Here is a 25,589-nt window from a genome sequence, read left to right as displayed (position 1 = left end):
TCTAGCCCTCCTGCTGCAGTGTGACAGTGGTCGTTGCCGTGGCTTGCAGATCCGCCAGGGCCGAGGCGGCGCCGCGCTCGGATGCTGCCTCGATCGCCGCCAGGTCAACGGGTGATCCAGGCTTTGCGGCCAACTGCTTCACGGCTTCCATTAGGCCGGCCTGTTGGCCTTGGATCGAGGCGAGCATCGTCGGGATCGGGCCGGCGTAGCGGACCTTCTCCTGCCCGGGCAGCAGCAGTTCGAGAGACTGCTCGGCCGCTACCTTGGCAGCTTTGACGTTGCCGGAGACTCCAAAGAGCGGGCCGGCGTTGCGCTTGTTTTCTTCGCCTTCCTGAGTCAGCGCGGCGATTTCTTCCCGGACAACGGTCCGGACTTCCTCGAGTGTTGCCATGATGTCTTCCTCTGTTTGGATGATTTCGCCCTGCAGAACGACGCCTGCGCGGGGCCGGATGTAGCCGAGTAGCCCCTGCTTTGGTAGGTGCTGGATGATCGTCGGCCCGGATGAATCTGTGTCATAGCCGGGCAGCCCAGGCTGTGCGGCCGAGCTGTTTTGCGATAGGCAGAGCAGCAGGCCGCCGGCGTCGGCGATGACATCCGCGACGTGCGTCGCTGGATAGTAGTAGTAGGAATCGCCCCAGATCGCTTTATCGCCGGGCATGGCCGGTTGATCCGGCCCGACCCGGTAATATGCCGCGTCGATCTCGGGTGACTGCGGGAACGCGTCCCACATGTTCCCGGCCCATCCCGGCCACCGGCCTTTGCCGCCAGTGTTGATAACCGGCAGGCCCATGAGCTGGGAAACTCTTGCAGCGGAATCCCAGCATTGATTACCTGCGTACCCGTCGACGTTGATATACGTCCCGGCGAGTTTGTCGGCGATCTCGAGCATGAGAGTTCGGAGTTCTGTCACGTCCGGATTCCTTCCTGGTCGGCGTCGGTGGTCGGTTTGTAGCCCTTGGGCGGCGTCGGGATCTCGACGTGCGGCAGGTGGTCCTCGATGATCTTGAGCAGCGTCGTGATGTACGCGTAGGCCGACGCGAGCCCGCGCTGCAGCATGTCGACCAAGGCGCCGAGTTCGGCCTGCGCCTTGCCCTGCTCCTGCTGCTTTTCCTCGACTTTGTCCAGCCGGTCGCGCAGCTCTTTGTTATCGCTGCGCAGTTCGGCATTCACAGTCAGGACCGACTCGAGGTTCGAACGGTGCGTCGTGGCGACCAGGTTGTCGACCTCGGCTGGCGATTTCAGATCACGCGCTTTTGCCTCGGATTTCACGTTGCGCCGGTTGACCAGGATCCCGGCGCCGGCGACCAGCGCCGTGATGGTTCCGCCGCCGAGGATCCATTGCAGTAGTTCATTCATTTGGTGGGGTCCTCCCTGCCAGGCAGCGGCAGTTCCTTGATCAACTGCAGCCGGTTTCCCGACTCGATCCAGAGCGCCCGGACCTTGACCACACACGCGGCCGCGATGATCGCATAGGTCAGGCTGCCCATAGCTGCGCCGTGTTGCCCGGATTCGGCCATGCTCGAGATCAGGCCCGCGGCATAGGTGAGAAACACGACGGCCGCGAGGACCATCCCGAGCATTTCCAGACCGAATGACCAGCGATGTTTCCCACGGACCAGGCCGGCAAACATCAGTACGCCGGCCAACAGCATCAGCAGCCGGAACAGAATGTTCCAGGGCGGCGATAGATCACTAATCGATGCCGGCGTGAACTTCTCGTCATAGGTGGCAAGCGCGCCCGTGACGAACAGGACTAGCGCGATGCCGGCCTCTAAGGGCTGCGCGTAGAGACTCGCGAGCCGGTGGCCGATAAATCTATGCGGCATGGTGTTGCCTTTCGTTTAGACCGGGCGCAGGTGGGGTTCATCCATGAGGTCGAATGCGCCGCCGGATTCGTGGGTAAACGTCGCCCTTACTGAGGTAGTGACAAAGCTTCCCGTTACCGTGTTCAGCTCGGCGGGCATGGTGGCAAATATCCGGTATGGCTTTGTCGAGCCGTCGGCCGGCAGGTCGAATACTCTTGTGGTTTTCAGTTGGGTGTCGTCGGTGGTGTCGTGCACCTGCAGCCGGAGCTGAGACGCGACGCCGCCTGACGCCCGGGCCGGGACCACGAGTTCGCACATGCCGCCCATCGCCCAGCCGAAATTAGTTACCAGGCTGACGTTTTGGTAGAGCGATCCGGCGGTTGCCGATGCGGAGGCAAGTTGCTTCCCTCCCTCAGTCCGGAACGTCCAGCCGGCGCCGACGCCCCAGCCTGCTGCGCCGTCGGCGAATTGCCTGTTTGTCAGCAGGTCCTCGCGGCGCGAGTGCGTCGAGTCTGCAACGGCCATGCCTGACACGGTCAGGACCTCGATCCGTCCCGCGTCCCGCTCGGCCGCGATGTAAGCGAGCAGTACCTCGAGATCAGACAGGACAAACCCGCCCGGCTGGTCGATGGATCCGGGGTGGAAGTAGACCGTGATCCCGCGGCCGTTTTTCTTGGCTTCCTCGATCCGCGCGATCGCCGGCGCAGATCCGCCCGACTCGGCGCTGTAGTGGGATCCCCCGAGCTTGATCCGTCCATCCAGCGGCTGCAGGTATCCGGTATTTTTTCCGTCGCTGAATGCGTGGCTGTTCCGGATCGCCTCCGCCGCGACAGTCTCAGTCCAGGCGGGGAACCCTCGACCGAAATTGAAATTGTCGTAATAGGATGACCCGTTACTCATCCAACCGTCGACGACCAATTTCGGGCCGACGGCCGCCTGCAGCCGTTGCTGCCCGCCGACGATCGTATCTATGATGCCGGCCTCGTCGGTGTGGTCCAGGTGGTCGGCGCCGTGGTTCCAGATCTCGACGCCCTTGTGCAGCGCCATATCCGTTACCTGCGCCCAGGTGGTCCCGAGGTTTTGATCGATCCCCATGTTGTCCGCGTTTAGGCAAAGCGACCCGCAAAGCATGTACTTTTCGAGCAGCGGGATAACAGTCGCCCGCATTGCGTTGAGCCAGTGATCGAACCGGAGCGACACAACAGCCTTGCCCTGCACGCCCAGGGCGCCGCGGCGGGCGTAGGCCATTTGCTGCAGTTGCGCGTGACGGCCGCCGGCCCGGCGCAGCGGATCCAGCGTAGGCGCCGGCGCGGACCCGGCCGCGTGGTACTGCCACGTCGGCCACGATGACGCCGAACGGGTGATGCGGCTGAAACGGGCATACGTGCCGTCCGATTGGTAGATCTCGATCTTGTGCTGCCCGGTGCTGGTGCCGGGGAATGTGACGACGTCGATCACTGCGGAGTTATTCACGGGCGCGCCGTTGATTGTCGGCATGTTGGTCATCGTCGCGGCCGACGTCGCCGAGCTGATCAGGTACGTTCCAGGGACCCGGAGCGTGTTCAGGTCGGTTCCGTCCGGGACGATCCCCTGGATCTGCCGGTCGGATTTCCACGTCGTATCCCAGGACTGCGCCGCCCTGGTGGTGCGGGTAAACAGCGAGATATTGCCGTTCGATAGCGGAATGCCGATTCCATGCTGAGTGACCAGCGTCGAGCCCGGTGCCTTACTCACCACAATTTCGCCAGGCACGTTGAACGGCAGGTTAATCATTGTCGCCGCAGACGCGGCGGACGCAACGACGAACGTCCCGGAGGTCCGGAGCGTGTCAATATCCGTACCATCAGCCAGGATTACGGCTTTCGGTGAGTACTTCGCGGCCGCATCCGTTGCGGCTGCCGCGAGGTTCGTTACGTCCGCCGCTGCCCATGCTGTCCGGTTGCTGGTGTCCTTGCCGTCGGCGTAGGTTTTCGCGGCGGCGAGGTTCGTCGCGTCGCCGCTATCGGCGTAGGTCTTTGCCGATGCGAGGTTCGTCGCGTCGGCCGCTGCCCATGCTGCCCGGTTGCTGGTGTCCTTGCCGTCGGCGTAGGCATTCGCGGCAGTCTCGGCCCGGCCGCCCTCGGCGGTGATCGCGGCAGCCGCGGCGAGGGAAACGGCGTTGAGGTCTTGCCGCAGCCCGTCATCGCTCGCGGCGATCTTGTCGGTCGGTTCGAGTACCGGCAGGCTATGAGGGTTCGTGTAGGTGGTCACGCGCTAGCCCCTCTCAAAGGTTCGCTGTTGAAGGTGGAATATGTGGCTGTGTCCGGGAACAGCAGGCGCCACTGTTCGTAGGTCAGCGTGTCCGCGTGCGCTGCCTCGAAATCGGCGTAGGTGGTGAACGGGCTGAAAGCTGAGATGATCCGGACTTTCAGCGATTGTTTGAACGTGTCGCCGGCCGTGTTCTGGACGCCGACGATCAGCGCCTTGAGCGAGATCCCCATCAGTTCCGAGGTGATCGTGACGACGTCGCCGAGCTGCCGGCGCGGGTCGTACCCGACTTCCATCCCGGTGATTGTTGGCGCCGGGACGGTGACCTGCTCGGCGATGAAATCCGCGAGCCGGTCTTGAACCAACGTGTTTTCCGCTTCCATCCGCGCGCCCCAGGGGCCGGCGTCATGCTCGAGCTGAGGGAACCCCGAGGGCCCGGTGATCGATGACTCGACCGCCGCCTCGGTGTAGACCACCTTTGCCCGGCCGCGCAGTACAGGCAGATTGAATCCGCGGAACCGTTGGAAGTAGTTCGCCGCGTCGTCGGGTGTGCCGAGGACGAACGTTGACCCGGCCGGCATGGAACCGACCTTTACGCCGAATACCCGGGTGCGGTCGTCGATTGCGCGGATCGGGTCCCAGGTGCCGACGCTGGAACCGCTGGACCAACTTCCATCGGACGCTTCGACGTACCCGCCTACCCATGTTGCCCGGCCGGCGTTGAACGCTGCGAGGGATCCGCCGCCGGCTGCGCCGTGGTCGATCTCGGCCCAATGTTCTTCGGTGGCCGCCTCGGCGACCAGCGTCTTTTCCTGCCCGGATTCCATCGTTTCGCCCGAGCCCTGCCAGAGCAGGATGTTTGAATATTTCGACCTGTTGATCACGGGCATTTGGTATTTGACGCGGACCCTCGAGCGCATCCCCAGGCGGGCGTCAGACCAGGACAAGGAACGGATGTCGTCCAGCGTGGTAATTTCCTGGACGGGCGTCCGGCCGCGGAGACGATCGGATCCGATGAACTGGAACTGCCCGCGTTCGTTGAACCACATTGCCGCGAGGTTCGCCTTGCTGATCTCGGTCAGCAGGTCGATCCCGGGCCGGCGGACGTAGGACGGCAGGACATCCATCCAGCTCGCGAACTGCAGCGTGTCCTGAAAGTAGGACGCCGGCGCGGTGTTGACTGCCTGAAACTCGGATCCGACGGGAGGTTTTGAGATCTGCATTCCGGCGGCGACGGTGTTCGTATCGCCCGTGACGATGATCTGATTCAGGTTCGATCCGGCCGGGATCGTCGCGGATCCGGTCGAGGTCGCGCCGGTGTTGGTTCGCAGCGTCCACGTTCCGCCCTTGACCTGCAGCGTTACAGCAACCGCCGGGCCGAGTGCGAGGTTACAGATCTCGGTTCCGTTCAGCCGGGCCCGGGCCGTCCTGGATGTCGAGATGAACAGCTGCACATTCTGGGATCCGTACATGGCACTAATCCCAAAATTGCCGCCGTGGAGCGGCGACGCGAGGGCTGTTATCTGGACGGGGTCCGTCGGGGCGATTGTTCCCTGCGGGGTGTATGTGCAGTTGAAGTTCGCAACAGCCCAGCCCCACGGCGCCCGGTAGTTCTCGGCGTTTGCTGAGATCCCGTCATAGGACCCCGCGGCTGTGACGTTCCCGTATTCCGGCCACATGGACATTTGCGCGGGGACGGACCACACGACGCCCGGTTCCATCGCCGGTGTTGCGAAGAATCCGCAGGCCCGCATGGTCCGGTCGACGGCGTAACCGGCGGACATCCCGACGGAGAGATAATCGCCGCCCTCGGTCTTAGGTGGGTGGACCCGTAGGACGGTCGAGTGACTGACGGGCCGGTTCAGATAATCGATGTAGTCCACGATCGTCGAGGACGGCCGGCCGCCGACGTCGCCCCGGTTTTCGTCGATCACGCCGACGAACTGCGGCCATTCGGTAACGCCGTCCGAGACGTAGATGATGCAGCTTTCGCCCTGTTCGGGCAGCCAGCCGGCGGCCGAGTTCCACGGGTTCGCCGCCGTCCCGGACAGATTGGGCCCTTCGGCCCAGACGATCGACCCGGTCGCTTGCTTGATCCCGGATCCGCCGACGACAGCCTCGGGCAGGTCGCCGTCGATTTCCCGGTCGATCGACCACTCGACGAACTTCCGGTCGAGGCCGCCGACAACGATCCTGCTCGATAGTTCGATGACGTCGCCGCCGACCAGGGAACCTTCTTGCATGGTGTTTATCCCACTTCTGTAATCGTGAAAGTGACGCCTGAGTGACTGCGGGCAGCGCCGAGGATCACGGGCGAATTTTCGAGTTTCGATACGACGGCCGCGGCGCAGCCGCCGCCGGGGGCCCAGGCTGCGAGGCCGGCCGACCAGGTCAGCGCGGGCCGGGCGGCGCGGGTGGCGCCCGTGGCGCGGAGCAGGCATAACGCCGCGGACGCCGGTGCGGTGCCGGTGACAGACAGCCGGGTCGCGACGGACCCAACGCCGGACCCTGCAGACGTCACGGTGCCGGCGAGCAGGGTCCCGGCCGCGTCATACCATCGGAGCGTTATTTTTGCCCCTGCCCCGACCAGCCAGGCCGAGGCCGTGAACTGCTGGCCGGGGATCACGGGTGATTTCACGGTTCCGAAATCCATCACTAGGGCCGGGTTGCTGTTGAACAGCGACCGGCCGGCGACCCCGACCCCGGGCAGGGTGAGGGCGCCGGCGACCGTGATCGTCGACCCGAAGGCTGCCGCGGGGCCGCAGGTCGCGACCTCGGGCAGCAGCGCGTTTGTTGCTTGCGCTTCTTCGGAGATCCAGAGAAACGGGCCGGGCCCGTATTCGCCGGCGTCCAGGGCGCGGACGTCGGCGGTTTCTTCGGATGACGACAGTCCCATATCGACGGACCAGGTCCGGGGCCGGCCCTTGCGATACTGCCCTTTTCGTTTGCCCTCGAGGGTGGTGTCGAAACTGTAGGTCGTTTCGGCCTCGACGGTTGCCGCTTCACATTCGACGGGGAACAGCGCCCCAGGTATTCCGAGGTAAGCGGGCATCAGCGGCGGTTCCCCTTTCGTTCAGCTTCACGGGAGGCGGTCAGGAACTCGCGATCGTTCAGGGTCGCGATAAAGGGCCGGTCTGCTGCGGCGATGAAATCGCGCATCAGTTGCCGGTCCTCGTCGCTTAGGACGGCGACGGTTTCCCGGCCGCCGGCTGCAGTACCGGATCCGGGCAGGACGCCCGCCGATGATCCGTTGCCATTGCCGGGGCGGGACCCTGCGATGACGTCGCCGGCGTTGATGTCGGGCATGTCCGGGACAGTGACCAGGCTCGACATTTTGTTATCGAGGCTGGACTGCATCCGGCCGACACCAACTAGGACGCCTTCGCCGATGTTCTCGCCGAACCCGGCGAATACCTTTGACGGCGACGCGATGCCGAGTGCGGCCTTGAACGGGCCGACAATCCAGCCGGGGATCAGGTTCAGGAAGAAATTGCCGATCGAGCCGGCGAGCGAGCTAATGCCGCTCATGAGTCCCTGGACGATGTTCCGGCCGATGTCGAACAGCCAGGATCCGGCGCCGGACAGGACTCCCATGATTTGACCGCCGAGCCCGCCGAGGTAGCCCAGGACATTGCCGATCATCCCGGCCACGCCGCTAACGATGTTGTTCCAGATCCCACCCAGGAACCCGCCGACCGCGGAGAATATCCCGACGATGAACCCATACGCGGCATTGAATCCGCCGACGATCGCGCCCCACACTGCGGACACGGCGCCGGAAATGATGCCGACGATCGTCGCCCAGACCGACCCGATGAACCCGCCGATCGCGGTAAAGATCCCGGCGATGAATCCCCAAACAGCGGTGAAGATCCCGGAGATCACAGCCCACGCGGCCTGCAGCGCGGTTGTGATTGTGGTGACGTACCAGTTCCAGATCCCGACAAAGAACTCGCCGATCGCTGTAAACACGGTGGAGATGAATCCCCAGACCGCCGTAAAGATCGAGGTAACTACGCCCCAGACCCAAGTAACGGCGGCGGTGATTGTCGCAACGATGCCGTTCCAGATCCCGGCGATGAACGAACCGATCGCCGTAAAGATCGCGACGACGTTGTTCCAGATCGCCATGAGCTGCGCGCCGTGTTCAGCGATAAACGCCTGGATGATCGCGATCGCGAGGTTCGAGATCCACGTCCAGACGCCGGCGATAAAGTTCCCGATGTTCGTGAAGATCGTCGAGATAAAGGACCACAGACCAGTGATGCCGGCGATGATCGGATCGATGAACATATGGAATCCGGCCACTGCTGCAGCAGCAATTCCGGACCAGATCCCGGAGATGAACGCCCCGACTGCAGACCAGACGCCGTTCCACCATCCGACGAACCCGCCGACTATGCCCTGGATCCAGCCGACAAATCCGTTCCAGACATCGGATAGGAACCCGACGAATCCGTTCCAGACGTCTTGAGTCCATCCGATGAACCCATTCCAGACGCCGTCCCACCAGCCAAAGAATCCACCCATGACGCCCTGGAACCATCCGACGAATCCGGCCCATGCCTGCTGCAGGAATGCCACGACGGTTTCCCAGTTCATGACCAAAGCCACGACGGCCGCGATTAGAGCGACGATGCCGATCACGATCCAGCCGACCGGGCTCGTTGCCATAACAAAGTTGACGACGCCGATCACAGCGGCGAGCGCGCCGAGGGCGATCACTGCGGGGCCGATGATCGGGGCGAACTGTGTTAGGCCCTGCAGGATGGGTGTTAGGACGGGGAGGATCTGCGCGCCGAGGGCGCCGAGGCTTGTCTCGGCGGTCCGTTGGAATGTTGTGAGCGCGGATCCGGGTCCGTCGTTGATGGTGTCGCCGAGCTTCGCGGCGGCGCCGTCGACGGTGCCGAGTGCTTCCTGCGAGTTCAGCAGCGAGTCGATGAACTTGGGGATCTCTGAGGTTCCCAGGTCCTCTATCGGTGTGCCGAACAGGGCGAGGGCGGCCTGCGATTGCGCGGCCGGATCCTTCATGTCGCCGAGGCCGCTAATGATGGTGTCGAATGCTTTCCGGGCGGTGTCGCCGCCTTTGAGCAGGTCCGTCGTCATCGTGTGCTGGTCGAGGCCCAGCGTTTTATAGGCGTCTCCGGTGGCCTTTGACATGTCGGTTGCCCGGATCGTGAACTCTTTCAGGGCGTCGCCGGTCTTATCGATCCCGTACATGCCTTTTGCGGAGGCGTCGGCGAGCAGTGTCATTGCTTCGCCGCCGGACATTCCGAGGGCGGCAAACATCGGACCGTATTCGTCGATCGCGTCGAGGACGTCCTCGCGGACGTTGACCGGGACTTTCGACAGTGAGGCCGCCAGCAGGTCGGCGGCCTCTTTGCCGTTCTTGGCTAGGCCGGTGGTGATCATTTGCCCGGCGACCTGCGCCGTCCGGGTGACGTCGATCTCGAATGCTTTCGACAGATCCATGACGCTGCCGGTCATCGCCTCGATGTCAGCCTCGGAGGCGCCGCGCATCCCTGAGATCGAGGACATCGTCGCGGACACTGCGGCGGTGACGTCCTCGAATGATTCGCCGTAGGCGTCGCTGTAGAGCTTTCCCGCAGCGGCGCCGGCCCGTTCGGATTCGGGGCCGGTCAGCGCCAGGCCGGCCGACATTTTCCGGGTGGCGCCGTCCATGTTGATTGCAGTGCCGAGGCCCTGCATTATGGCGGCGCCCGCGATGCCGCCGGCGACCATCGCCGTTTTCGGGGAGAACAGCGCCGATGTTGCTTTCGCCCCTACGGCGCCGAGCTTTCCGGCCATTGATTCGGCGGAGTCGACTACTTCCTGGAATGTCTTATCGACGCCCTTAGCGTTGGCGAGGATGTCGAACAGCAGTTGCTGCGTTGCCATGCGGGCCCTTTCGGTTTAGTGCTTTCGGGCGTTTTCCTGCTGCGCTTCTTCCCAGGCCCGGGCATGATTGACGAATTTCAGCCACATGAGATACGGCAGTTCCCACACGTTCAGCGGGGTGATGCCCGGCCACACGTGCGCGACGATATGGATCCAGCGATAGATCGACGCCTCGACGTCCTCGATGTCCTCTAGCTGGCCGGCGCTTCGACGTCGCCGCCCGGATCGGTATCCGTCCGGGCTTGCGTAGGGTCCTCGGCTTCGTCCGTTTCCTCGGATTCGAACCCGATCTTTGAGAGCGGGAAATCGTTCGCGTCGGCCACGGTGACGGCTTCGCCGGCGTGACGCTTGCAGAGCCAAACCATCGCTTGCAGGGCGAGCAGGTTCTCGGCGTCCTCGAGGAAATCGAGGGGATCCGCCGGCGTCCCATCTTTGGGGGCCGAGTCCTGCATCCGCTGGAATGCGTCGCGCAGGGACTTGATCCCGATCCCGGGGGTCCCGGGTCCTTTGGTCTGCATCTTGAGCGCGTAGAGGTTATTCAGGGTCGCGCCCTGGATAGCTTCCTGCAGCGGGTATTTCTTATCCCCAACAATGAGTTTCACTTTTAGCCTTTTCCGTTCAGGGCGTCGCTGATCGCGGCGAGCGCTTTGTCTTTTGCTTGGGTTTGTCCGGCCTTGATCGGTTCCCACCAGTAGGGCTGGCCGAACTGCGAGACGTAGGTTTCTTTGTTGCCGAACACGGGGTGCCGGATGACTTTTTTGTTCCAGCCCTTGACCATCACGCCGCCGGTTGATTTGTCGGCGCGGATGCTGATCCCGGATCGTGTGGCGCCGGCGACGACGCGGGTTTTCAGCGAGGCTTTGATGCGCTTACGCATCCCGGTACTGCGGTTCCGGTTGGCGTCCTCGGCTTTGTAGACGTTGACGGCGCGTAGGTACGCCTTGCCTTTGCCTTTGCCTTTGATCCGCTTTACGCGCATCCCGGCCTTTATGGCTTTGCCAGGCTTTGCCCCGTCGAGGATTGCTCTCTGGTCGGCGATGATGTCGTCGCCGACGCCGCGCAGGCTCTTGCGCAGGTTGCGCTGTACTGCGGGCCCGATCGCCTTCGCTTTCGCGAGCGCTTCCCGAATGTTCGGGGAAGTGATTGTGATCTCGGGGAGATCGGGCCCGCCGCCGCGCTGGTGTGGAGCGCGTGCCATTGCCTGTTACAGCGTTGCGTCGGTGGTGACCAGCGCGACGTAGAACGGGGCGCCGGCGGTGAGGCCGTCCAACACTGTGAAGTCGATCGACTGCTTGACGGGTCCGCCGGCTGCGGACTTCGGCAGTTCGCCCTCGAGGCGGATGTCGGGCAGGTGGATCTGCAGGGTCGGCTTTGCGCTGGTCCCGATCGTGGTCGCCGCGGTGAAGGTCAGCGTCAGCGCGAGCGGGGTCTGATTCAGGTACGCGTCGCGCAGGACGGTATCGGAGTATTCAGCGGTGACCTTGCCCTTTGCTTCGGCGATGCCGGCGACTGGCCGGCGGGAGCGCTTGCCGCCGCCGCCGAGGTTGAACCCGGAGTCGTCGATCTTGTTGTCGAATGAGACGCTGAATTCCTCGATCGTCGCGGCGACCGTTCCACCGGTGGCGAGCGCGGTCGCCGTCGGCGGGGTCTGGGATCCGCCGATCGTGATCGCGCCCTGTGCGAAGTGAAACAGTTCCTCGCCGACGACGTAGGACGGTGCCGCGTAGGCGACATCGGTCTTGACTTCCTTCGCGTCCCAGGTCGTTTTGAACTTCACGATTTCGGCGTTCGATGCGGAGAATTCGCCGGACGCGCAGACCGCGCCGAGGAATGTCATCGCCGTGACGGCGCCGCCGCCGAGAGTCGGGATGCCCTTCTGGATCGTGTAGGACGGCAGGGGGTCCGTGGTGGTCGGGGCGAATAGCTGCTGGAATGCGCCGGTCTGCGCCGGGACTGCAGTCGAGACACCGGATCCGAACAGCGCTTCGAGGAACGGGCCGAGGCCCTTACTTACCATCTCGATATCGATGTCGCCGCCGGCGCCCTGCTTGGTCAGGACACGGCGCTTTGATCGGCCGAGGCGGGAGCCGGCGCGCATCCCGGATCCCTGGACAAAGGTCGGGTTCCAGGCGAGAGATTCCTCTACGAATTCGGGGAATCGGTCGACGACGACGGCGGTCCCGTAGGTCGTTTCCTTCTTGAGTCCGATCGAGCAGTCGGCTTGTGTAGTCACTTGCTGGCCCCTTCCGTGTCACCGGCGCCAGCTTCGGCCCCTGCGTCCTGTTCTTCGCCGTCGGGCGCCTCGGGCCCGTCGGCGTCCTGCTCGGCCCGCAGATCGGCAGCAATGGATTTCGCCGGTCGGTCCGCGGGTTCGAAATTGTCCGGCTGCAGCAGCAGGACGCGAGCCTGGTCGTCAGTCACGGTGATGACTTCCTCGGCTTCGACGACGGTCCTCAGCAGCGGGACGTCAAGCGCGCCCAGCGGCGATATGTTTTTGAGTTTCATCAGGTGGTTTCTCCTAGCCCTGGATCCGGGTTTTTGCGGTGAAGGTCGCGATCACTTCCGTTACGCGGCCCTGGTCGAGTAGTTCCTCGGGCGTTGCGCCTTCGGACTCGTGGGAGGTGAGCAAGCACGTTCGGACGGTGCCGCCGATCGTGGTGTCGTCCATCCGGGCGAAGTGCTCGATTCGGCGCAGCAGGTCGTAAGCCCGTTCGGCGGTGGCGATCTCGGCATCTTCGTTGCCGCCCATAAAGCAGGAAATCGTGACCTCGAGAGTCAGGGTTTCCTCACGGCTGCGGTTCGTGCTGAGGGTCGCCGTTTCCTGCCCGGTGGTGATCCGGCCAAAAGAAACGATGTCCTCGGGTTCGTAGTTCGCCGGCTGCCCGTACACGACATAGACGTGTCTGGTTTCCTGGTCGTCGGCAAACAGCGCCTTGATCGCAGAACAAAATGCCTTTTTGAATTCGAGCGCGGCCGTTGCTTGTGTCAGGTCGAGGGACATCAGGCGAACCCGCCTAACTGTTGGTTCGGGGCGCAGAGTTCCATCACGCGGCGCGGGACGGCGAACCCCGAGGGTGTGAACGTGTCAGCCTCGGGGCGGCCGCTGCGGACGTTGCCGCCGCCGGATCCTTGCATTCCGCCCTGCCACCAAAAGCGGACCAGCTCGCGGGCAGCGAGTCGGATGTTTGGCGGGATGATCGGGGCGCCTATCCGGTACGTGATGACCAGCTCGCCGGATCCGAACGGCTGCAGCGCGGATCCGTTGCCGGCGTAGACGATGCCCGATGCCAGATCGGGGACATAGCTCGGGACCGGGACGCCGTCGACTGTGACGCTGAGGATCTGATTCGGTAGATGCGGGAGCATCACAGCGGAGTCGCCCGCCCAGGCTGTATGTGTTTTCGTTGCGGCGAGCATCGGGCCCGTGATGTCCTCGATGACCGGCGTCGCTGCTGCGAGGTAGAGGCGTAGATCCTGCAGCTTCGCGGGGTCGACGTTGCCGGGCAGTTGCAGCCCGGTCGCGACTTCCTCGAGCGGGATCAGGAACCCCGGATCCGCCGGCCATACGTCGAGGACATCGGTATAAGCAGCTTCGCCGGCGACGGACCAGGACAGCAGATAGCGGCCGGCCATTGTCGGGACGAACGCCGCCGCCGTGGTGGCGCCGGCCCCTGTAGGGACCGGCGCCGGATCCAGCAGCAAACCATCAGGCCGTGTGACCGCGAGCGCGTAGGGACCCGCCTCGGGGGCGGTGGCCCACTTGACGGACGCCTGCGCGCCCAGGTCGACCGATGCCATTACTTCTTGGCCGCGGCTTTCTTCTCAGCTTCGGCGGCTGCCTTCTGCTCGGCCTCGGCGTCGGCCGCGGACTTCTCGGCCTGGTCGTCGAGGACCTTCTGCGCAGCGGCCGCGGCGTCGGCGTCAGCCTGCGCCTTTGCTGCAGCCTGCGCGTCGGCGTCGGCCTTTGCCTGCGCTGCGGACTGCCTCAGCGACTGATTGCCGCGGGTGGTGGCCGTCTCGGTGGCGCCGGACAGGGTCGCGGTTTCCGGAGTGTCAGGCAGAACAGCCATGCCGTTTACCAGCAGTTGATCGGCCTCGGCCTCGGGCAGGGTGATCTTTTCGCCGGGGTTCGGCCAATCCTTGCCGTCTCGGGATCCCGAGATCTTGGCAACCATGCGGACAGTCTTGTTTTTTTCAGCCATGCTCTTAGCTCCTTTTGAAAGGGTTTCCTGCAGGTGGGGTGGGACGCGGCGGGCGGGCGCCGTGGGGGCCCGCCCGCCGCGGTTAGGTGGCGGCTGCTTAGGCCGCTGCGCCACCGGCGAAGTGCTTGACTGCGCCGGTCTGGTCGACCAGCAGGCCGTCGCCTCGGATGATCGCGCGGTACGTGATCAGGTCCTTGTCGAATGCGAAGTCGTCGGAGCGCTCGAAACGAACGCCGTTGACGATGCGGGCGAAGTAGGCGGACATGTCGCCGAACGCGATCGACTTGTTACCGGCGCCGATCGACGGCATGTTCGGATCGGTGAAAACCGGCTTGCCTTCGATCAGGTCCGGCTGCCCGGCGATGACGGACGGCTGCCAGATGTAGCGGCCTTCCAGGTCCTTGATCTTGCGCAGCGCCGCGGCGGTGCCGTCCTTGATCAGCCAGCCAGCGGCCGGGCTGTTCCGGTACGGACCGATCACGGAGTAGAACAGATCGATCAGGTCATCCCAAGTCGGAGCGCCGCCGATTGCAGCGGCGCCGGTCTTGCCGAGGGTGGTCGACGTGATCAGGCCGGTCGGTTCGTTGGTGCCCGTACCGGCGACCAGCTTCGCGCCGAACGCGTTACCGATCGCGCGGCCGGCCTGACGGGCGATGAATCCCTCGAGGTCGAACGCGGAGTCGTCGGCGAGTTCCTTACTGATCTGCAGCAGGTCGCCGTACTTGTAGGCGAACAGAGAGCGCTTGCCGAGGACCGGCTCAGACGTCGGGATCGTCTGACCTTCGCCGACCTGCGCGCCGGTGGGGGCGGACACTGTCACGGGAACGCTGATCTCTTCTCCGCTGGTGGTGTAGAGGATCGTCGCGCCGGCGGAGAGGATCGCCGAGGTATCGATCGCGTGTTCCATGAGCTGCCCATAGAACGTAGTCGGGACGGTGACGCCGCCGGCGGACGCGGTGCCCTTGACCAGGGCGCGGACTTCCTGCCGTTCCTCGTGGGTGGGGGCGTAGTCCCAGGAACCGCTACGGCCGTTGAGTACCTTGCGCAGCAGGACCTCGGCAGAGTCCGCGGACGTGCGCTGTTCGCCGCGGCCGGGGACGTTGCCGAGGGCGGCCTCGATATCGCGCTGTTCCTGCTCGAATGCGACCAGGCGATCGGACTGCGAGCGAAGGGAATCCATCTCTGCAGTGATTGCGTTGAACGAGTTTTCTTCCTCGGTCGTGAGGGCGCGGCCTTCCTTCTCGGCGGCGTCAAGAATTGCCGTGCCCTGCTTGTGGATGTTGGCGCGCTTTTCGAGCAGCTTCTTTGCGAGCGTTGCACTCATGAGTGTTTCCCCTTTCCGGGAATGACAAAGCCCCTCGGCATGTGCCGCGGGGCTGAAATGTTTTGTGTGAGGTTTAGCGGGTGCGTTGCGCGCTGCCCGCCCGGGCGTTGCTTAGGCGCGGTGGAGATCCAGCCGGCGCCGGTGGAGGGACAGATTCGGGTGCGTTGCGCGCTGCTCGTCCTGTTCCTCGGCCCGCGCCTCAGGGGTGCGGGAATCGTTGGGCCCGAGGATCAGCTTCCGCAGTTCCTCAGGTTCGGCGTCGCGGACCTGCGCGACATCCATGTGTAGCCGTTCAGCGAGGGAACGCATCCCGGTTGTGGTGTCCAGATAGGCCGGGTTGTTCACCGGAGCGACGTCGACCAGCTGGACGGCGAGCAGGGTCCGCAGCGGGAATCCCTCGGGCGTCAGGCCCCAGTCGTCAGACACGGTCCGGAACGCAAAGGACGATTTGACAAGGTCGCCGCGCTTAGCGAGCGCGGCGACGTCGCGGCCGCTGCTGGTGTCCGGCAGGTCGACCTCGTACCGGAGGCCGGTCCCGTCGATTTCAAGGCGCAGCGTCGCGGCGTCGGTGGTCCCGAGCAGGTGGTTATCGTCGTGGTTGTAACGCGCCAGGACACGGACCTGGTCGGCGATCGACTTGTTAAACGCGGCGGGGTCGACCTGCTCGACGAACCCGCCGAGGTTCTGAGACATCCGATTGAACACGGCCGCGTAACCGGTCAGGACGCCGAGGCCGCCGTCGGTCGCGCGGAATTCCACGGGCTGGCTTATGTGCCGCTTTTCAAGATCACGCATCGCGCGAACCATCTCCATTCTGAATTTGTTTGATGTTGCCGAACCACTGCTGCCATTGCTCGATCTCGGTCTGCGTGAGCATTTCGAAATCTTCGAACCCGCGGACCTGCTCGAGCGTGTAAACGCCGCTGCGGAGGCCGATCGCGTAGGCGTCCATACGTGCCTTGAGATCGCCGCGGGCGTTCGCGTTGAGATTGAATTTCACGTAGGTATCGCCGAGCAACAGCCGGTTTAGGTGCGCCTCGATCCGGACTGCTTTCGGCTGCAGGGCCCGCCGAATGAACTTGAGCTGATTCAGTTCCTCGGTGGTGTATTTCAGGCTGTTGCCCGAGTCGCCGCCGATTTCCTCGGGCGGGACTTTGTAGATCGCGGCGATCTGATTCGCGGTTGCCTTGATCGATTCGAGGAACTGGACGTCGGCCATGGTCAGGCCGAGCTTTGCGTAATCCCAGTCATTGCCCGAGACAAAGACATCGCCATTAGCTACTGACGATTTGAACCTGGATTTCACGACGCTGGACTCGAGGGCCGATAGCTTTTGCGCGGTATTTTTTAGGTGACCCGAGGGGACGCCGGACCGGCGGAACACATTCGTTCCGAATTGCTGCGCGCTTTGCGCCATCTCGATCTGCGAGCGGAACAACTCGATCGGGGACAGCCCGACGACGGATCCGGGCAGAACATATCCGGCGATATGGACGACGCCGGAACGGTCAAGCTTTTTCCCGTTCAGGTAGTAATCCGGCAGGGGTCCGGACTCGTCGACGTAGACCTGGTCGGGATGCATCCATTCGACCTTTGAAGCGCCGTAGCGATCCCAGTCGACAATGTTCCCAAAGGCGTTCCCGCGCAGGTCGAGCGACGTGCTTAGCTGGTGGATCCAGTCGACCCGCGTCCCGAGCGGGTTCGGGTTCGGGTTTGTCACCAGGCCGGGCTGTTCCGGCGGCGATATGGTACTGCCGGACCGCGCCCGAATGAACGCCGATACCGGAGTCGCGGCGAGCGAGTCAGCGATCAGCGAGGACGCGGCATAGACCGGGACCGTCCGCAGCGACGATTTCATGCCGCCGCGCGTCAGCGGCCCATCGGACGCGAACCCGCCCGAGGACATTCCCGACAGCGGGCCGCCGGCCGATCGCTGCTCGGTGCCACCAAAGAAAACACTCATGCGCGCGTCGCCTTCCACGAAACAGCCAGGCACGCGAGGCCGGCGACGGCGAGCGCTGCAGGTACGTAGACCAGCGCGATCCCTGTCACGATCAGGGCGGCGCCGAACAGATCAAGCATGGTCGTAAGCCAGCCGGGCATTTCATCTCCTTTAGAGCACTGAATCCAGCGCGTTGTAGTTGTCCGCTGCTTTTTCTTTGAGCAGCCAGCGGGCGAACACGACGGCGTAAAGTCCTGATATATCCGCGAGGGTGCGGTTACGTGCGAAGATCCACGCGCGGCCGCCGACGTACTGTTTCACTGCGTTGCCCATTGACTTATTCAGCAGCTCGTCGTTTTCGAATCGGAGATCTCCGACCAGGGCGTCATCGTAGAATCCGCCGCAGGCGTCGATCCTGGACGGGCCCGGGACGGTGATCACTTCGAACCCTTCGGCCTCGAGATCTTTCCGGAGTGACTTCGCCGCGCCGTTGCCGTCGAGCGCGACCAGGTTCCCGCCGAACTGTGAGCGCAGTTTGACCAGGGCAGGGACGACGCCGGCGGTCCCGAGCAGTTGGTCGTACAGCTCGAGGTAACACGTTTTGCCGGCGGTGGTGGATTCGGCCGCCATTGCGATGCTGGTCGTCTCACGGTCCGGGGATGTGTCGATCGACCAGAACGGCGTCCCGCGCCATGTTTCATCGTCGCCGCTGGTGTAGTTCGATTCCCAGGCAGCCGTCGGGATGACCCTCGGCGGCGTCTTGGGTTTCGGCCACCAGCCCAGCCAGGCACGTTCCCACTCGGCGAGATCCCTCGAGTTTTGCCGCAGACCCATAACGCGGTCTGCGCTAATCGTGTGTGCGATGCCCGGGTGGGTGTTGAGCAGGGTTTCCGGATCGTCCGGATCCGCTTCGTCGGGCGCCGAATACTCGATGTAGCAAGTCCGGGTTTCGCGCTTCGACTCGACGATCGCCCGCCCTACCTCGACCTTGTCCCGCAGGTAACCCGAATTCGCGTTACCGGCGGCCGACAGGATCCAGAGCTGCGAGCCTATGACCGTGAGCAGCGTCGGCTGCAGGCCGCCCTCGAGGGTGTTATCGGGGTGCGCGTAGGCTTCATCGATGTGCGCCTCGTGGTTCATATCGCCGTGGCCGGCGTTTTCTGAGACGGTATCGATCGCCAGTTCGGCGCCGGTCTTCCATCGGACCGCTTCCTCGCCACCGCGCCAGCGTGGTTTCTCGAGCGTTTCCGCCAGGGGCGAGCGTTTCAGCGGCAGATAGAAATCATCCCGCAGACGCTTTAGCGCCTTGAGCCTGTTCTGCGCGGTGTAGATCATCCGGCCGTCGACCGTTGTCAGGGCCCTATGGGTGAGCTTTGCCCGGCTGATAGTGGTCTTTCCAGCGCGGCGCAGCACGACAAAGATAACGACGTCGTACCAGAACCCGCCCGTTTCCGGGTCGATCTCACACGCGACCGCGAGCGCGTCACGCTGCCAGGGCATCGGGGCGCGGCCCGATGCTTCCATGACTTTGCAGACTGACCCGCCGAGCGTCTTACGGGCGGGGTTTCTTTTGGTCGCGTATCGAGGGGGCGGGTTCCTAGCGTCAGTCATCCGCCTTGAGCAGCGCGGACATATCCCACGCCGGCGCCCCGGGTGCCTGTTCCACGCGGCGCAGGCGGTCGAAAACGTTGAATAGTCGGGACTGCATTCCGCTGATCAGGTCCGGCCGCTCGAGCTGCGGGATCTGATCCAGTACCCGGGCGTTGTATTTCGCCAGGACCAGCAGCGTCTTTTTGAACGGTGGTTCCCCGATCAGGTCGTCGAGTTCGCCCGCGAGCGTCGACTCGATCGGGCCGGCCGGCGCGTTCCAGGCGATCGCCATTGCCGAGCGCGGCAGCTCGGGCAGGGCGTCCTGCAGTAGGCCCTGCGCGGCCGCCGTGTCGCCCGCCTCGCGGAGCAGCTTCGCCGCCCGGTACGCTGCGTTATCGTCGCTCTTAGCCTGCCGGCAGGTCCCGCAGCGGCAGCCCTTCCTGTAGCCCGTCAGGCCCGGCTTATCGCCATGCTTGATAATTGCCGGTTCCTGCTTAGCCACGGGCGGATCCTTTCGGTCAGGCCCAGCCGTTCGACCGGTTCAGCGCGTCGATCAGGTGGGCAGCGTCGGCGGCGTCGGCAGCCTCGCGGCGACCGGGCAGCCAGGGATAGGACTGGTGAACAGGGATCAGCCGGCGCCTGGTGCCACGGAGGCGGGAGGGCGCCGCGGGAATGACATCCTCGAGCGCCGGCAGCGGGACCCGGAGCGGGCTCAGGATGCCGACCATTGCCCGCCAGAAACGTTGCTGCTCTATCCGGGTCCCAAAGAATACGAACACCGGCGGCCGCCCGTCCTGCTGCAGGTGGCGCAGGTGGTCACTCGCGAGATTCGCGACCTTAAGATCCCACGCCTTCGCCTCGGCCCGGCGCGCCTCGATTTCCTCGGGCGTCATTCGGCGAGCGCTTTCTTTGCGCGGCGATAGGTGATCGGGTCCCAAACCGGGGAGAGGGTGCGCCACCAGTCCGTCCCAGGTCCTTGGATGCGAGCGTGCGGACTGACTTCGGTCAGCACTTGCGGCTTGCCGTGCTCGCAATATCGGACGTCGCCAGGGAATACCTTCCCGAAACGATGCCGCTCTTGGCGCCAGCATTCGGAGTGAGGCCGCTTTGCCGGGCGGATGTTGGGCATTAGCCGGCCGCCGGCAGTGGAGAGTCGAGGACGTCCGCCGCTCGTAGTGGCCGTTTCGCCCACTTCCGGCCACCGGCGCCGCGGGCATGGTATGGCTCGACGCGGTAAACCGTGCCGCAGTCGTCGCACTGCCAGCGGGTGCCGAGGTCATAGGCAGAAGGCGGGCCCGGCTTGCTGCATTCGTGCGGGGCGTCGATCGGTTCGGGGGTGAGGAATCCCATCGTTACAGTCCCAGCGCGAGGCGGAACAGCCATACGGCGAGAGTGCCGAACCCGGCCACGTAGCCAGCGTGGGCAAGGAACGCGCCGCGGCCGGTCCAGTTCAGACCGCCGAGTGCGACGCGGGCGATCAAGGCCAGGGAGTGGCCGGCGATCACGGCGGCGAATATGGCGAGCGCGAGCAGCAAGAAAAACATGTGTTCTCGTTTCAGTAAGGTCGCCCTTCTAAAAAGGGCGGATCAGGAGATTCCAAGGGGAGAGAAAAAATGGAACATGCGCGGGTCGCCCACACGCCGGATTTCAAAAAAACTCGGCGATTTTCCGCGTGATCTCACGGATTTTTCAGTGAGGCCGCAACTTTGTTCGGGGGCGGCCGACCGGTTGAACGGATGCCTTTTCTTTGCGTCGACGTTCGTTTTCTTTTCGCACATTGCAACCTAGATGCATCGGCTGCAGGTTCCAGGGTGCCGTCGGGTGGCCGCCGTCGATCAAGGCGATGATGTGATCGAGCGACGGGCCGAACGGATGCCGCGGACGTAGACCAAATTGGATCTCTTCGCCGCACCAGGCGCAGATCGAACCGGGCGGGCAATGCCTCGCTACCAGTCGGCGCCAGGGCCGGCCGGTCCGGCCTCGGCGTGGATCCCATTCGTCGAGGGGTGGCATACTCGCGCCCCCTCCCCCGGACATGACAACGGCGCCGAGGCTCTAAGTCCTCGACGCCGTTCCGTCCTTGTGACAGTTATCCACCGTCGATTTGTAATCGTACCCTTGTCAACCATGCCTAGCCAGCAAGTGCGACCGAATCCGCGTGTCGCGTGACGTGCCGGCCGAGCGCGTGACGTCTGCCGCCCGGTACTGCTGCGGCTTTGTGCCCAGCCTTTGCCAGCCGTCGATGCTCGACCGCTTCCGAACATAGGCCGGCGTCCAGCCCGTGATCTTTGCGATCGCTTGGATGTCGAGCCATTGATCAGTCGAGGACATATTGCCGCCTGCGGGTCCGAGGGTTCCAGGTATCCCGAGCGCTATAGATCAGGCGCGGCAGTTCCTCGAGTGTTGGGTAGATGTCGTCAGGTTGCGCCCAACACGGCGCGGGCTGGGGCGGCGATACCAGCATGACGACGTGCCGCATTGATTCATCGACCGCCATCACTTGCCCGTCAAGCGGGCCGCCGAGCAGCTCGATCTCAAGGATCACGCGCGGCCCTCCACGTCGAGGCAACACCAGGGTTCGTTACCCGGGCATAGGCCGGGACACTGACCGTTGCGCACTCTTGCATTCGCCCGCTCGAATGCCTCACGGAATGCATCAGCCGGCGAGTTGTCGCGGAATTCGTAGAGCAGCGCTGCCGACGGCGAGTAAAGGACCGAGCCGGGCAGCGGACGGCGGCCGGCCCGGTATGCCCAGCCCCGGACGATGCCGAGGGCGGCGTTTGCAGGTCGGTCGATCGCTTCGACTATCCGCTGCAGCCGCAGATCGCGGGCGAGGATCGCGCCGAGGATCCGGATCCGGCGGCGCAGGATGTGATCCTGCAGCTCACGGGCGGCGATGACCCGCCTCAATTCGTCGAGCTTATCGGCGATCTCGGCGTGCTGTTCCGACGTCGCAGCGTAGCGGCATAAGCACTCTTGGCACTGGCAGTCCGTGACGTTGTCCAGCTCCATATCCCAGGCATCGCCGGTGCATTTCCGATGGTTGCCGTCCCGGCAGTCCGGGCTGATCGCCGTCATAGCTTGCCGCCGACGGTGATCCGCTTGATCTGCGCAGTGAACCCGACGCGGACCAACACGGTTTCGCGCGGGTCGACGCCGGCCGCCTCGGCTTCCTGGACGAACTGCATCAGATCCCCGAGCGTCATCCCGGCTTTATTGTCGGTGGCCCGTGTTACCTGCGTACTCAATTCGTTGTCCTCCTGCTGATCAGTTGGGCCCGGCGGGCCCGCATCTCGTCGTCGGCGAGCTTTCGCTTTCTGGGGTGGCACTCGTCCAGGTGGTCGGCCGCTTCATCTTCGCAGACATGGAAAGCGCCGGCGAAAGTCTCAAACTCGCACAGTTGGCATTCGAGTTTGTACCAGCCTTCCCGGACGCTGTCGGTCTGCTCGACCGCGTCCATATAGGGCAGCGTCGTAACGCTCATGTCATCCTCGAGTACGCGATCGGCTGGTGTTCCTGGCATGGTTCGGTCTCGGTCGGCGTCCCGCATTCGCCGCAGACGAACCCGCCGATCGGGTCGAATTCGTGGGCGTAGACGTGCATGTCCTCAGCGTCGGGCCCGGGTTCGGGTTCGGGGACCGGGTACTCGGTTGCGAATAGCTCGTGGGCAGCGAGGCCGGCGGCCACGGCTTCCGCCTCGCTGAATCGGAATGCTTCGCTAATCTGCTCGACGGTTATCGATCGGGCCGCCTCGACTTTGTCGCGCATGTAGACCGAATCCGGCCGGGAGTCAATGACGATTTCCGGGGCGAGGCATCGGCAGGCGTCGAGGGGGCCGTGATCGCAGTAAGGTTCTTGACTCATGGTTTCGGGTCCAATCTCCTAGAGGTCTTGCGGCTGGCGGCGTCCTCGTGCGCCATAGCGCGGCATCGGTCGAGCCATTCGTCGACGGTTTCGAGGTATTCGATCGTCGACGTCGGCTCAGGTTCGGGGATATCCGGCGCGCCGCTGCCGTAGTCCCAGCGGGTCCCGTCGTATGCCTCGAGCGCGGCGAGGCCGGCAACTGCTGCCCGGTATTGTTCCCAGGCTTCGGGTGTGGCCGGCGTTTTGGTCACTTTGCCCATGCGCAGGTAACGCGGATCCCGCCAGCCCATATCTTCGAAATACTGCTCATCGCTGAGTTTGATCGTCCCGCCGAATTTGCGGACCTCGTTCGGCTTCATGCTTTGCGCTGCCAGGATGGGCGCCGGAACGCGGGTAGCTGCTGGTTCTTGGTCGGCTTCGGCAACAGCGATTCGGCGGCGTCGGCCAGCCCGCGGAACGCGGCGACGCCGGCCCGCAGCCATTCGACCGCTTCCGGGGACGCGAGATCAGCGAACTGCTGCATTGCAACGTCGATATGCGCCTCGAGCTGGTCCGGGGTGTAGAGAGTTTCGCGCGGGTCGATCGTCGGACGGTTCGGCCACGACTTCGCGCATTCCCGCAGGATCTCAAAGTTCAGCATGTGGCGGCGACCTCGGTCCACTGCGCGCCGGCGTCCGGCGCTTTTTTGAAAGTTCGGAGCAGCTTCCCATCTAGGTCGAATTCGGCGAGTGTTTGGATGCCGGTTGACGGGTCGGTGTGCGGGTAGGCCACGGATGTTATCGGCGCGAGGGCAGATACGGATTTCCTCGCGATCGCGTAGACGCCAGGCGCGGCGATTTCGTCGAGGTTCGTTTGTTCGGGCAGGATGCCGTCGACGTACCAGGTCCGGACGGCCGAGGATACGGCGAATGTTTGGTGACGGATCCAGCGGTCTTGAATGCTCTTGCCCTCGGGCTTTTCCCAGGTGCAACCGCGGCCGGCGCAGATCACGCGGCCGTCGTTATCGCGCATCCATTGGGGATGCTTCGCGAGGGCGGTCCCGACTGCTTTCGAGAGGCCGGCGAGTTCTGCCGGGTCGATGTGGTCCGGCAGGATGAACGGTTGTTCTGTGGTGGTCATGCTTGCCGCCTTTGCTTTGCTTTGAGTAGTGCGAGCCATTCATATTCGGGGATGACGTGGCTCGGATTTGTTTCGCATACGATTTCGGATCCGCGGGGGTCGGTTCGCTCGCGGATCAGCGCAGACAGCCGACCTCCGCAGATAACCGGGTCCTGGTCCTCTACGGCCGGGACGTATCGCAGGCACCGGGTGGATATCGGCCGGCGGCGGGCGCCGTCAGGGAATGACATCGCCCGGACCTTGCCGACCATGTCGGACAGCTCGACCAGAACCGCGGCCGGGAATGAGTCCTGCGGGTGGGTCGCGATGTAGAACGTGTGCCAGCGGCCGAGCCAGGCGAGCATCTTCGGTGCTGAGAGTTCATCAGGCATCGACATAGCGGGCAGGTCGTGTGCCACATGCTCGAGCATCGAGCAGGCCCAGGATTGAATCTGCCGGCGGACGTCGGCGACGTTGAGATCCAGCGGGGCGGCGGCGTTTTCGTTGCTCCCGGACCTTTCGCCTTGCTTACCCGGGCCGCGCTGCAGCATCTCGCCGAGGAAATCCCAGCAGCCAGCCAGGGTAAACAAGTCCCGACGAATCCCGTCGGTGCAGTCGCCGCAGAGCCAGGCGTGACGGTCAGCCGGCGGCCGAGCCCGGTCGGAGTGGTTTCCGATGCACTGGGGCGAGTAGGCAATCCACTTTTTCACCTGCGAATAGGGCAGCGGACCCCAGGCAGCGTTCGGGCCCTCGATGTCGTAACGGCGTTCGTTGGCGAGGATCCACGCGGCCCGGGCCGCTGATGGGCGGCGGACAGGAATTGTTTCGGTCATCGGCGGGCCCCTGCCTGCAGTTGTTCCAGGACCGCTCCCGATACGACATCGGACGGCCGCCATATTCCGAAGTCATGGCCGGCCGCCAGTAGTCCGGCGCCCCACGTTTTTTGATCCGGCGACATCCGGCCCTTTTGGCTTTTGAGCTCCCGGAACATCGAGACGCACCAGCGGGGATGCACCAGATGGAGATCGGGATAGCCCGGGTTCGACCGGCGCGAATTGTAGGTGTGATAGCTCAGATAGCCGATCCCCTCGGCGAGGCCGACGATATGGGTCTGCAGTTGGATTTCAGACCAGGCGAGGATGGTTTTCGCGCGGGCTTCGGCGGCTGTGATCATGCTTTGACCCCCACAGATTCGAGCAGTTGGCCGGCGTCGCGGACTTCGGCCTCGAGCTGGATCCAGGGCTGCCCCTCGAGATCAATCAGTTTCGGTTCGGAAATGGGGCCCTCGATAACCATGCCCAACTGCAGGATGTCAGCCGTGATTCTCTGGCGGCCTTCTGTTCCGAGTTCGGAGAGTGGTTTGCCCTGGTCTATGACTTCGAACTGCGCCCGGTAGATCATCGGTTCCCCTTGCGTTTGCGTGGCCGTGTGCGGCTGGTGTTGTTTGTTTGCTTGTGGGTGTGAGTGGCAGCAGGAGCGGGGGCCCCTGCCACTACCGACCCGACCCGTCCCGACCCGGCCCGTCCCGGCGTTTCCAGATCCTGCAGTCTGTCGTTCTGCGGGATCTGCGGATTTCTGTCAGATCGGTTATTTGCCCTTGTGGGGGCCGTGTTTCCGGG

34 protein-coding genes are annotated in these 25,589 nt (G+C 64.1%); all 34 read right to left on the bottom strand.

The annotated features are described in order from the left end of the window. Nucleotide 1: 1 nt before the first annotated feature. On the bottom strand, nt 2-910 hold the full coding sequence (locus GVL04_RS08460) for a CHAP domain-containing protein (protein WP_159702506.1): 909 nt from the start codon (nt 908-910) through the stop codon (nt 2-4). Beyond that, nucleotides 907-1,356 (bottom strand): hypothetical protein, encoded by a 450-nt coding sequence (locus GVL04_RS08455; RefSeq protein WP_159702503.1) that lies wholly within the window; start codon nt 1,354-1,356, stop codon nt 907-909. Before GVL04_RS08455 ends, GVL04_RS08460 begins: the two co-directional genes overlap by 4 nt. After that, nucleotides 1,353-1,826, bottom strand: a complete 474-nt coding sequence (locus tag GVL04_RS08450; RefSeq protein WP_159702500.1) for a hypothetical protein — start codon at nt 1,824-1,826, stop codon at nt 1,353-1,355. Before GVL04_RS08450 ends, GVL04_RS08455 begins: the two co-directional genes overlap by 4 nt. 15 nt (nt 1,827-1,841) lie before the next feature. After that, a complete protein-coding gene (locus tag GVL04_RS08445) occupies nt 1,842-4,055 on the bottom strand; it encodes a polysaccharide deacetylase family protein (protein WP_159702497.1) in 2,214 nt (737 codons plus the stop codon). Then, nucleotides 4,052-6,295, bottom strand: coding sequence for a hypothetical protein (locus GVL04_RS08440; protein WP_159702494.1), 2,244 nt, complete (start codon nt 6,293-6,295; stop codon nt 4,052-4,054). Before GVL04_RS08440 ends, GVL04_RS08445 begins: the two co-directional genes overlap by 4 nt. Nucleotides 6,296-6,300: 5 nt before the next feature. After that, nucleotides 6,301-7,104 carry a hypothetical protein gene (locus GVL04_RS08435; protein ID WP_159702491.1) on the bottom strand — a complete coding sequence of 268 codons (804 nt, stop codon included), beginning with the start codon at nt 7,102-7,104 and terminating at the stop codon, nt 6,301-6,303. Next, complete coding sequence (locus tag GVL04_RS08430; RefSeq protein WP_159702488.1) at nt 7,104-9,950, bottom strand: phage tail tape measure protein; 2,847 nt, start codon at nt 9,948-9,950, stop codon at nt 7,104-7,106. Before GVL04_RS08430 ends, GVL04_RS08435 begins: the two co-directional genes overlap by 1 nt. 191 nt (nt 9,951-10,141) lie before the next feature. Next, nucleotides 10,142-10,552 (bottom strand): hypothetical protein, encoded by a 411-nt coding sequence (locus GVL04_RS08425; RefSeq protein WP_159702485.1) that lies wholly within the window; start codon nt 10,550-10,552, stop codon nt 10,142-10,144. A gap of 2 nt (nt 10,553-10,554) precedes the next feature. Next, entirely contained in the window at nt 10,555-11,148 is a 594-nt protein-coding gene (locus GVL04_RS08420; RefSeq protein ID WP_159702482.1) for a hypothetical protein, read from the bottom strand. A gap of 6 nt (nt 11,149-11,154) precedes the next feature. After that, a complete protein-coding gene (locus GVL04_RS08415; protein ID WP_159702479.1) occupies nt 11,155-12,183 on the bottom strand; it encodes a phage tail tube protein in 1,029 nt (342 codons plus the stop codon). Next, nucleotides 12,180-12,455, bottom strand: a complete 276-nt coding sequence (locus GVL04_RS08410; protein ID WP_159702476.1) for a hypothetical protein — start codon at nt 12,453-12,455, stop codon at nt 12,180-12,182. The genes GVL04_RS08415 and GVL04_RS08410 overlap by 4 nt, the downstream gene beginning before the upstream one ends. Nucleotides 12,456-12,468: 13 nt before the next feature. Next, nucleotides 12,469-12,951 carry a hypothetical protein gene (locus GVL04_RS08405; protein WP_159702473.1) on the bottom strand — a complete coding sequence of 161 codons (483 nt, stop codon included), beginning with the start codon at nt 12,949-12,951 and terminating at the stop codon, nt 12,469-12,471. Next, on the bottom strand, nt 12,951-13,748 hold the full coding sequence (locus GVL04_RS08400; RefSeq protein WP_159702470.1) for a hypothetical protein: 798 nt from the start codon (nt 13,746-13,748) through the stop codon (nt 12,951-12,953). The genes GVL04_RS08405 and GVL04_RS08400 overlap by 1 nt, the downstream gene beginning before the upstream one ends. Continuing rightward, on the bottom strand, nt 13,748-14,152 hold the full coding sequence (locus GVL04_RS08395; protein ID WP_159702467.1) for a hypothetical protein: 405 nt from the start codon (nt 14,150-14,152) through the stop codon (nt 13,748-13,750). The genes GVL04_RS08400 and GVL04_RS08395 overlap by 1 nt, the downstream gene beginning before the upstream one ends. A 97-nt stretch (nt 14,153-14,249) precedes the next feature. After that, nucleotides 14,250-15,476 carry a phage major capsid protein gene (locus tag GVL04_RS08390; protein WP_159702465.1) on the bottom strand — a complete coding sequence of 409 codons (1,227 nt, stop codon included), beginning with the start codon at nt 15,474-15,476 and terminating at the stop codon, nt 14,250-14,252. Between the two features lie 111 nt (nt 15,477-15,587). Beyond that, nucleotides 15,588-16,271 (bottom strand): HK97 family phage prohead protease, encoded by a 684-nt coding sequence (locus GVL04_RS08385; protein WP_159702462.1) that lies wholly within the window; start codon nt 16,269-16,271, stop codon nt 15,588-15,590. Further along, the gene (locus GVL04_RS08380) at nt 16,264-17,439 is read right to left on the bottom strand and encodes a phage portal protein (protein ID WP_159702459.1); all 1,176 of its coding nucleotides are present in this window, start codon (nt 17,437-17,439) and stop codon (nt 16,264-16,266) included. The genes GVL04_RS08385 and GVL04_RS08380 overlap by 8 nt, the downstream gene beginning before the upstream one ends. Then, entirely contained in the window at nt 17,436-17,579 is a 144-nt protein-coding gene (locus GVL04_RS24505; protein ID WP_200846795.1) for a hypothetical protein, read from the bottom strand. The genes GVL04_RS08380 and GVL04_RS24505 overlap by 4 nt, the downstream gene beginning before the upstream one ends. Nucleotides 17,580-17,589: 10 nt before the next feature. Beyond that, nucleotides 17,590-18,942 (bottom strand): hypothetical protein, encoded by a 1,353-nt coding sequence (locus GVL04_RS08375; protein ID WP_159702456.1) that lies wholly within the window; start codon nt 18,940-18,942, stop codon nt 17,590-17,592. Between the two features lie 79 nt (nt 18,943-19,021). After that, nucleotides 19,022-19,510 (bottom strand): hypothetical protein, encoded by a 489-nt coding sequence (locus tag GVL04_RS08370; RefSeq protein ID WP_159702453.1) that lies wholly within the window; start codon nt 19,508-19,510, stop codon nt 19,022-19,024. A gap of 16 nt (nt 19,511-19,526) precedes the next feature. Then, on the bottom strand, nt 19,527-19,901 hold the full coding sequence (locus GVL04_RS08365) for a hypothetical protein (protein WP_159702450.1): 375 nt from the start codon (nt 19,899-19,901) through the stop codon (nt 19,527-19,529). Between the two features lie 459 nt (nt 19,902-20,360). Continuing rightward, a complete protein-coding gene (locus GVL04_RS08360; protein ID WP_159702447.1) occupies nt 20,361-20,552 on the bottom strand; it encodes a hypothetical protein in 192 nt (63 codons plus the stop codon). 577 nt (nt 20,553-21,129) lie between these two features. Next, a complete protein-coding gene (locus GVL04_RS08350) occupies nt 21,130-21,339 on the bottom strand; it encodes a hypothetical protein (RefSeq protein ID WP_159702441.1) in 210 nt (69 codons plus the stop codon). Beyond that, nucleotides 21,326-21,553, bottom strand: coding sequence for a hypothetical protein (locus tag GVL04_RS08345; RefSeq protein ID WP_159702438.1), 228 nt, complete (start codon nt 21,551-21,553; stop codon nt 21,326-21,328). Before GVL04_RS08345 ends, GVL04_RS08350 begins: the two co-directional genes overlap by 14 nt. Continuing rightward, a complete protein-coding gene (locus tag GVL04_RS08340) occupies nt 21,550-22,086 on the bottom strand; it encodes a hypothetical protein (RefSeq protein WP_159702435.1) in 537 nt (178 codons plus the stop codon). The genes GVL04_RS08345 and GVL04_RS08340 overlap by 4 nt, the downstream gene beginning before the upstream one ends. Further along, nucleotides 22,083-22,256: a hypothetical protein gene (locus GVL04_RS08335; RefSeq protein ID WP_159702432.1), complete on the bottom strand. Its 174-nt coding sequence runs from the start codon at nt 22,254-22,256 to the stop codon at nt 22,083-22,085. The genes GVL04_RS08340 and GVL04_RS08335 overlap by 4 nt, the downstream gene beginning before the upstream one ends. Further along, a complete protein-coding gene (locus GVL04_RS08330) occupies nt 22,253-22,492 on the bottom strand; it encodes a hypothetical protein (protein ID WP_159702429.1) in 240 nt (79 codons plus the stop codon). The genes GVL04_RS08335 and GVL04_RS08330 overlap by 4 nt, the downstream gene beginning before the upstream one ends. Beyond that, nucleotides 22,489-22,872 carry a hypothetical protein gene (locus GVL04_RS08325; protein WP_159702426.1) on the bottom strand — a complete coding sequence of 128 codons (384 nt, stop codon included), beginning with the start codon at nt 22,870-22,872 and terminating at the stop codon, nt 22,489-22,491. Before GVL04_RS08325 ends, GVL04_RS08330 begins: the two co-directional genes overlap by 4 nt. Further along, complete coding sequence (locus tag GVL04_RS08320; protein ID WP_159702423.1) at nt 22,869-23,231, bottom strand: hypothetical protein; 363 nt, start codon at nt 23,229-23,231, stop codon at nt 22,869-22,871. Before GVL04_RS08320 ends, GVL04_RS08325 begins: the two co-directional genes overlap by 4 nt. After that, complete coding sequence (locus tag GVL04_RS08315) at nt 23,228-23,512, bottom strand: hypothetical protein (protein WP_159702420.1); 285 nt, start codon at nt 23,510-23,512, stop codon at nt 23,228-23,230. The genes GVL04_RS08320 and GVL04_RS08315 overlap by 4 nt, the downstream gene beginning before the upstream one ends. Next, a complete protein-coding gene (locus tag GVL04_RS08310) occupies nt 23,506-23,991 on the bottom strand; it encodes a hypothetical protein (protein WP_159702417.1) in 486 nt (161 codons plus the stop codon). Before GVL04_RS08310 ends, GVL04_RS08315 begins: the two co-directional genes overlap by 7 nt. After that, on the bottom strand, nt 23,988-24,803 hold the full coding sequence (locus GVL04_RS08305) for a hypothetical protein (protein WP_159702414.1): 816 nt from the start codon (nt 24,801-24,803) through the stop codon (nt 23,988-23,990). Before GVL04_RS08305 ends, GVL04_RS08310 begins: the two co-directional genes overlap by 4 nt. Then, nucleotides 24,800-25,144, bottom strand: coding sequence for a VRR-NUC domain-containing protein (locus GVL04_RS08300; RefSeq protein ID WP_235036217.1), 345 nt, complete (start codon nt 25,142-25,144; stop codon nt 24,800-24,802). The genes GVL04_RS08305 and GVL04_RS08300 overlap by 4 nt, the downstream gene beginning before the upstream one ends. Next, on the bottom strand, nt 25,141-25,371 hold the full coding sequence (locus tag GVL04_RS08295) for a hypothetical protein (protein WP_159702411.1): 231 nt from the start codon (nt 25,369-25,371) through the stop codon (nt 25,141-25,143). The genes GVL04_RS08300 and GVL04_RS08295 overlap by 4 nt, the downstream gene beginning before the upstream one ends. Between the last annotated feature and the right edge of the window lie 218 nt (nt 25,372-25,589).

The organism is Arthrobacter sp. 18067 (assembly GCF_902706295.1).
GTDB lineage: Bacteria > Actinomycetota > Actinomycetes > Actinomycetales > Micrococcaceae > Arthrobacter.
The sequence above is the reverse complement of the archived record's forward strand: the minus strand, read 5'-3'. Positions and strand labels throughout refer to the sequence as shown.

What these genes read in the sequence shown, in the direction of transcription:
- GVL04_RS08455 (WP_159702503.1), bottom strand. Translation starts at nt 1,356, where the DNA reads ATGAATGAACTACTGCAATGGATCCTCGGCGGCGGAACCATCACGGCG.
- GVL04_RS08450 (WP_159702500.1), bottom strand. Translation starts at nt 1,826, where the DNA reads ATGCCGCATAGATTTATCGGCCACCGGCTCGCGAGTCTCTACGCGCAG.
- GVL04_RS08440 (WP_159702494.1), bottom strand. Translation starts at nt 6,295, where the DNA reads ATGCAAGAAGGTTCCCTGGTCGGCGGCGACGTCATCGAACTATCGAGC.
- GVL04_RS08435 (WP_159702491.1), bottom strand. Translation starts at nt 7,104, where the DNA reads ATGCCCGCTTACCTCGGAATACCTGGGGCGCTGTTCCCCGTCGAATGT.
- GVL04_RS08430 (WP_159702488.1), bottom strand. Translation starts at nt 9,950, where the DNA reads ATGGCAACGCAGCAACTGCTGTTCGACATCCTCGCCAACGCTAAGGGC.
- GVL04_RS08420 (WP_159702482.1), bottom strand. Translation starts at nt 11,148, where the DNA reads ATGGCACGCGCTCCACACCAGCGCGGCGGCGGGCCCGATCTCCCCGAG.
- GVL04_RS08410 (WP_159702476.1), bottom strand. Translation starts at nt 12,455, where the DNA reads ATGAAACTCAAAAACATATCGCCGCTGGGCGCGCTTGACGTCCCGCTG.
- GVL04_RS08405 (WP_159702473.1), bottom strand. Translation starts at nt 12,951, where the DNA reads ATGTCCCTCGACCTGACACAAGCAACGGCCGCGCTCGAATTCAAAAAG.
- GVL04_RS08400 (WP_159702470.1), bottom strand. Translation starts at nt 13,748, where the DNA reads ATGGCATCGGTCGACCTGGGCGCGCAGGCGTCCGTCAAGTGGGCCACC.
- GVL04_RS08395 (WP_159702467.1), bottom strand. Translation starts at nt 14,152, where the DNA reads ATGGCTGAAAAAAACAAGACTGTCCGCATGGTTGCCAAGATCTCGGGA.
- GVL04_RS08390 (WP_159702465.1), bottom strand. Translation starts at nt 15,476, where the DNA reads ATGAGTGCAACGCTCGCAAAGAAGCTGCTCGAAAAGCGCGCCAACATC.
- GVL04_RS08385 (WP_159702462.1), bottom strand. Translation starts at nt 16,271, where the DNA reads ATGCGTGATCTTGAAAAGCGGCACATAAGCCAGCCCGTGGAATTCCGC.
- GVL04_RS08380 (WP_159702459.1), bottom strand. Translation starts at nt 17,439, where the DNA reads ATGAGTGTTTTCTTTGGTGGCACCGAGCAGCGATCGGCCGGCGGCCCG.
- GVL04_RS24505 (WP_200846795.1), bottom strand. Translation starts at nt 17,579, where the DNA reads ATGCCCGGCTGGCTTACGACCATGCTTGATCTGTTCGGCGCCGCCCTG.
- GVL04_RS08375 (WP_159702456.1), bottom strand. Translation starts at nt 18,942, where the DNA reads ATGGAAGCATCGGGCCGCGCCCCGATGCCCTGGCAGCGTGACGCGCTC.
- GVL04_RS08365 (WP_159702450.1), bottom strand. Translation starts at nt 19,901, where the DNA reads ATGACGCCCGAGGAAATCGAGGCGCGCCGGGCCGAGGCGAAGGCGTGG.
- GVL04_RS08360 (WP_159702447.1), bottom strand. Translation starts at nt 20,552, where the DNA reads ATGTTTTTCTTGCTGCTCGCGCTCGCCATATTCGCCGCCGTGATCGCC.
- GVL04_RS08350 (WP_159702441.1), bottom strand. Translation starts at nt 21,339, where the DNA reads ATGTCCTCGACTGATCAATGGCTCGACATCCAAGCGATCGCAAAGATC.
- GVL04_RS08340 (WP_159702435.1), bottom strand. Translation starts at nt 22,086, where the DNA reads ATGACGGCGATCAGCCCGGACTGCCGGGACGGCAACCATCGGAAATGC.
- GVL04_RS08330 (WP_159702429.1), bottom strand. Translation starts at nt 22,492, where the DNA reads ATGAGCGTTACGACGCTGCCCTATATGGACGCGGTCGAGCAGACCGAC.
- GVL04_RS08325 (WP_159702426.1), bottom strand. Translation starts at nt 22,872, where the DNA reads ATGAGTCAAGAACCTTACTGCGATCACGGCCCCCTCGACGCCTGCCGA.
- GVL04_RS08320 (WP_159702423.1), bottom strand. Translation starts at nt 23,231, where the DNA reads ATGAAGCCGAACGAGGTCCGCAAATTCGGCGGGACGATCAAACTCAGC.
- GVL04_RS08315 (WP_159702420.1), bottom strand. Translation starts at nt 23,512, where the DNA reads ATGCTGAACTTTGAGATCCTGCGGGAATGCGCGAAGTCGTGGCCGAAC.
- GVL04_RS08310 (WP_159702417.1), bottom strand. Translation starts at nt 23,991, where the DNA reads ATGACCACCACAGAACAACCGTTCATCCTGCCGGACCACATCGACCCG.
- GVL04_RS08305 (WP_159702414.1), bottom strand. Translation starts at nt 24,803, where the DNA reads ATGACCGAAACAATTCCTGTCCGCCGCCCATCAGCGGCCCGGGCCGCG.
- GVL04_RS08300 (WP_235036217.1), bottom strand. Translation starts at nt 25,144, where the DNA reads ATGATCACAGCCGCCGAAGCCCGCGCGAAAACCATCCTCGCCTGGTCT.
- GVL04_RS08295 (WP_159702411.1), bottom strand. Translation starts at nt 25,371, where the DNA reads ATGATCTACCGGGCGCAGTTCGAAGTCATAGACCAGGGCAAACCACTC.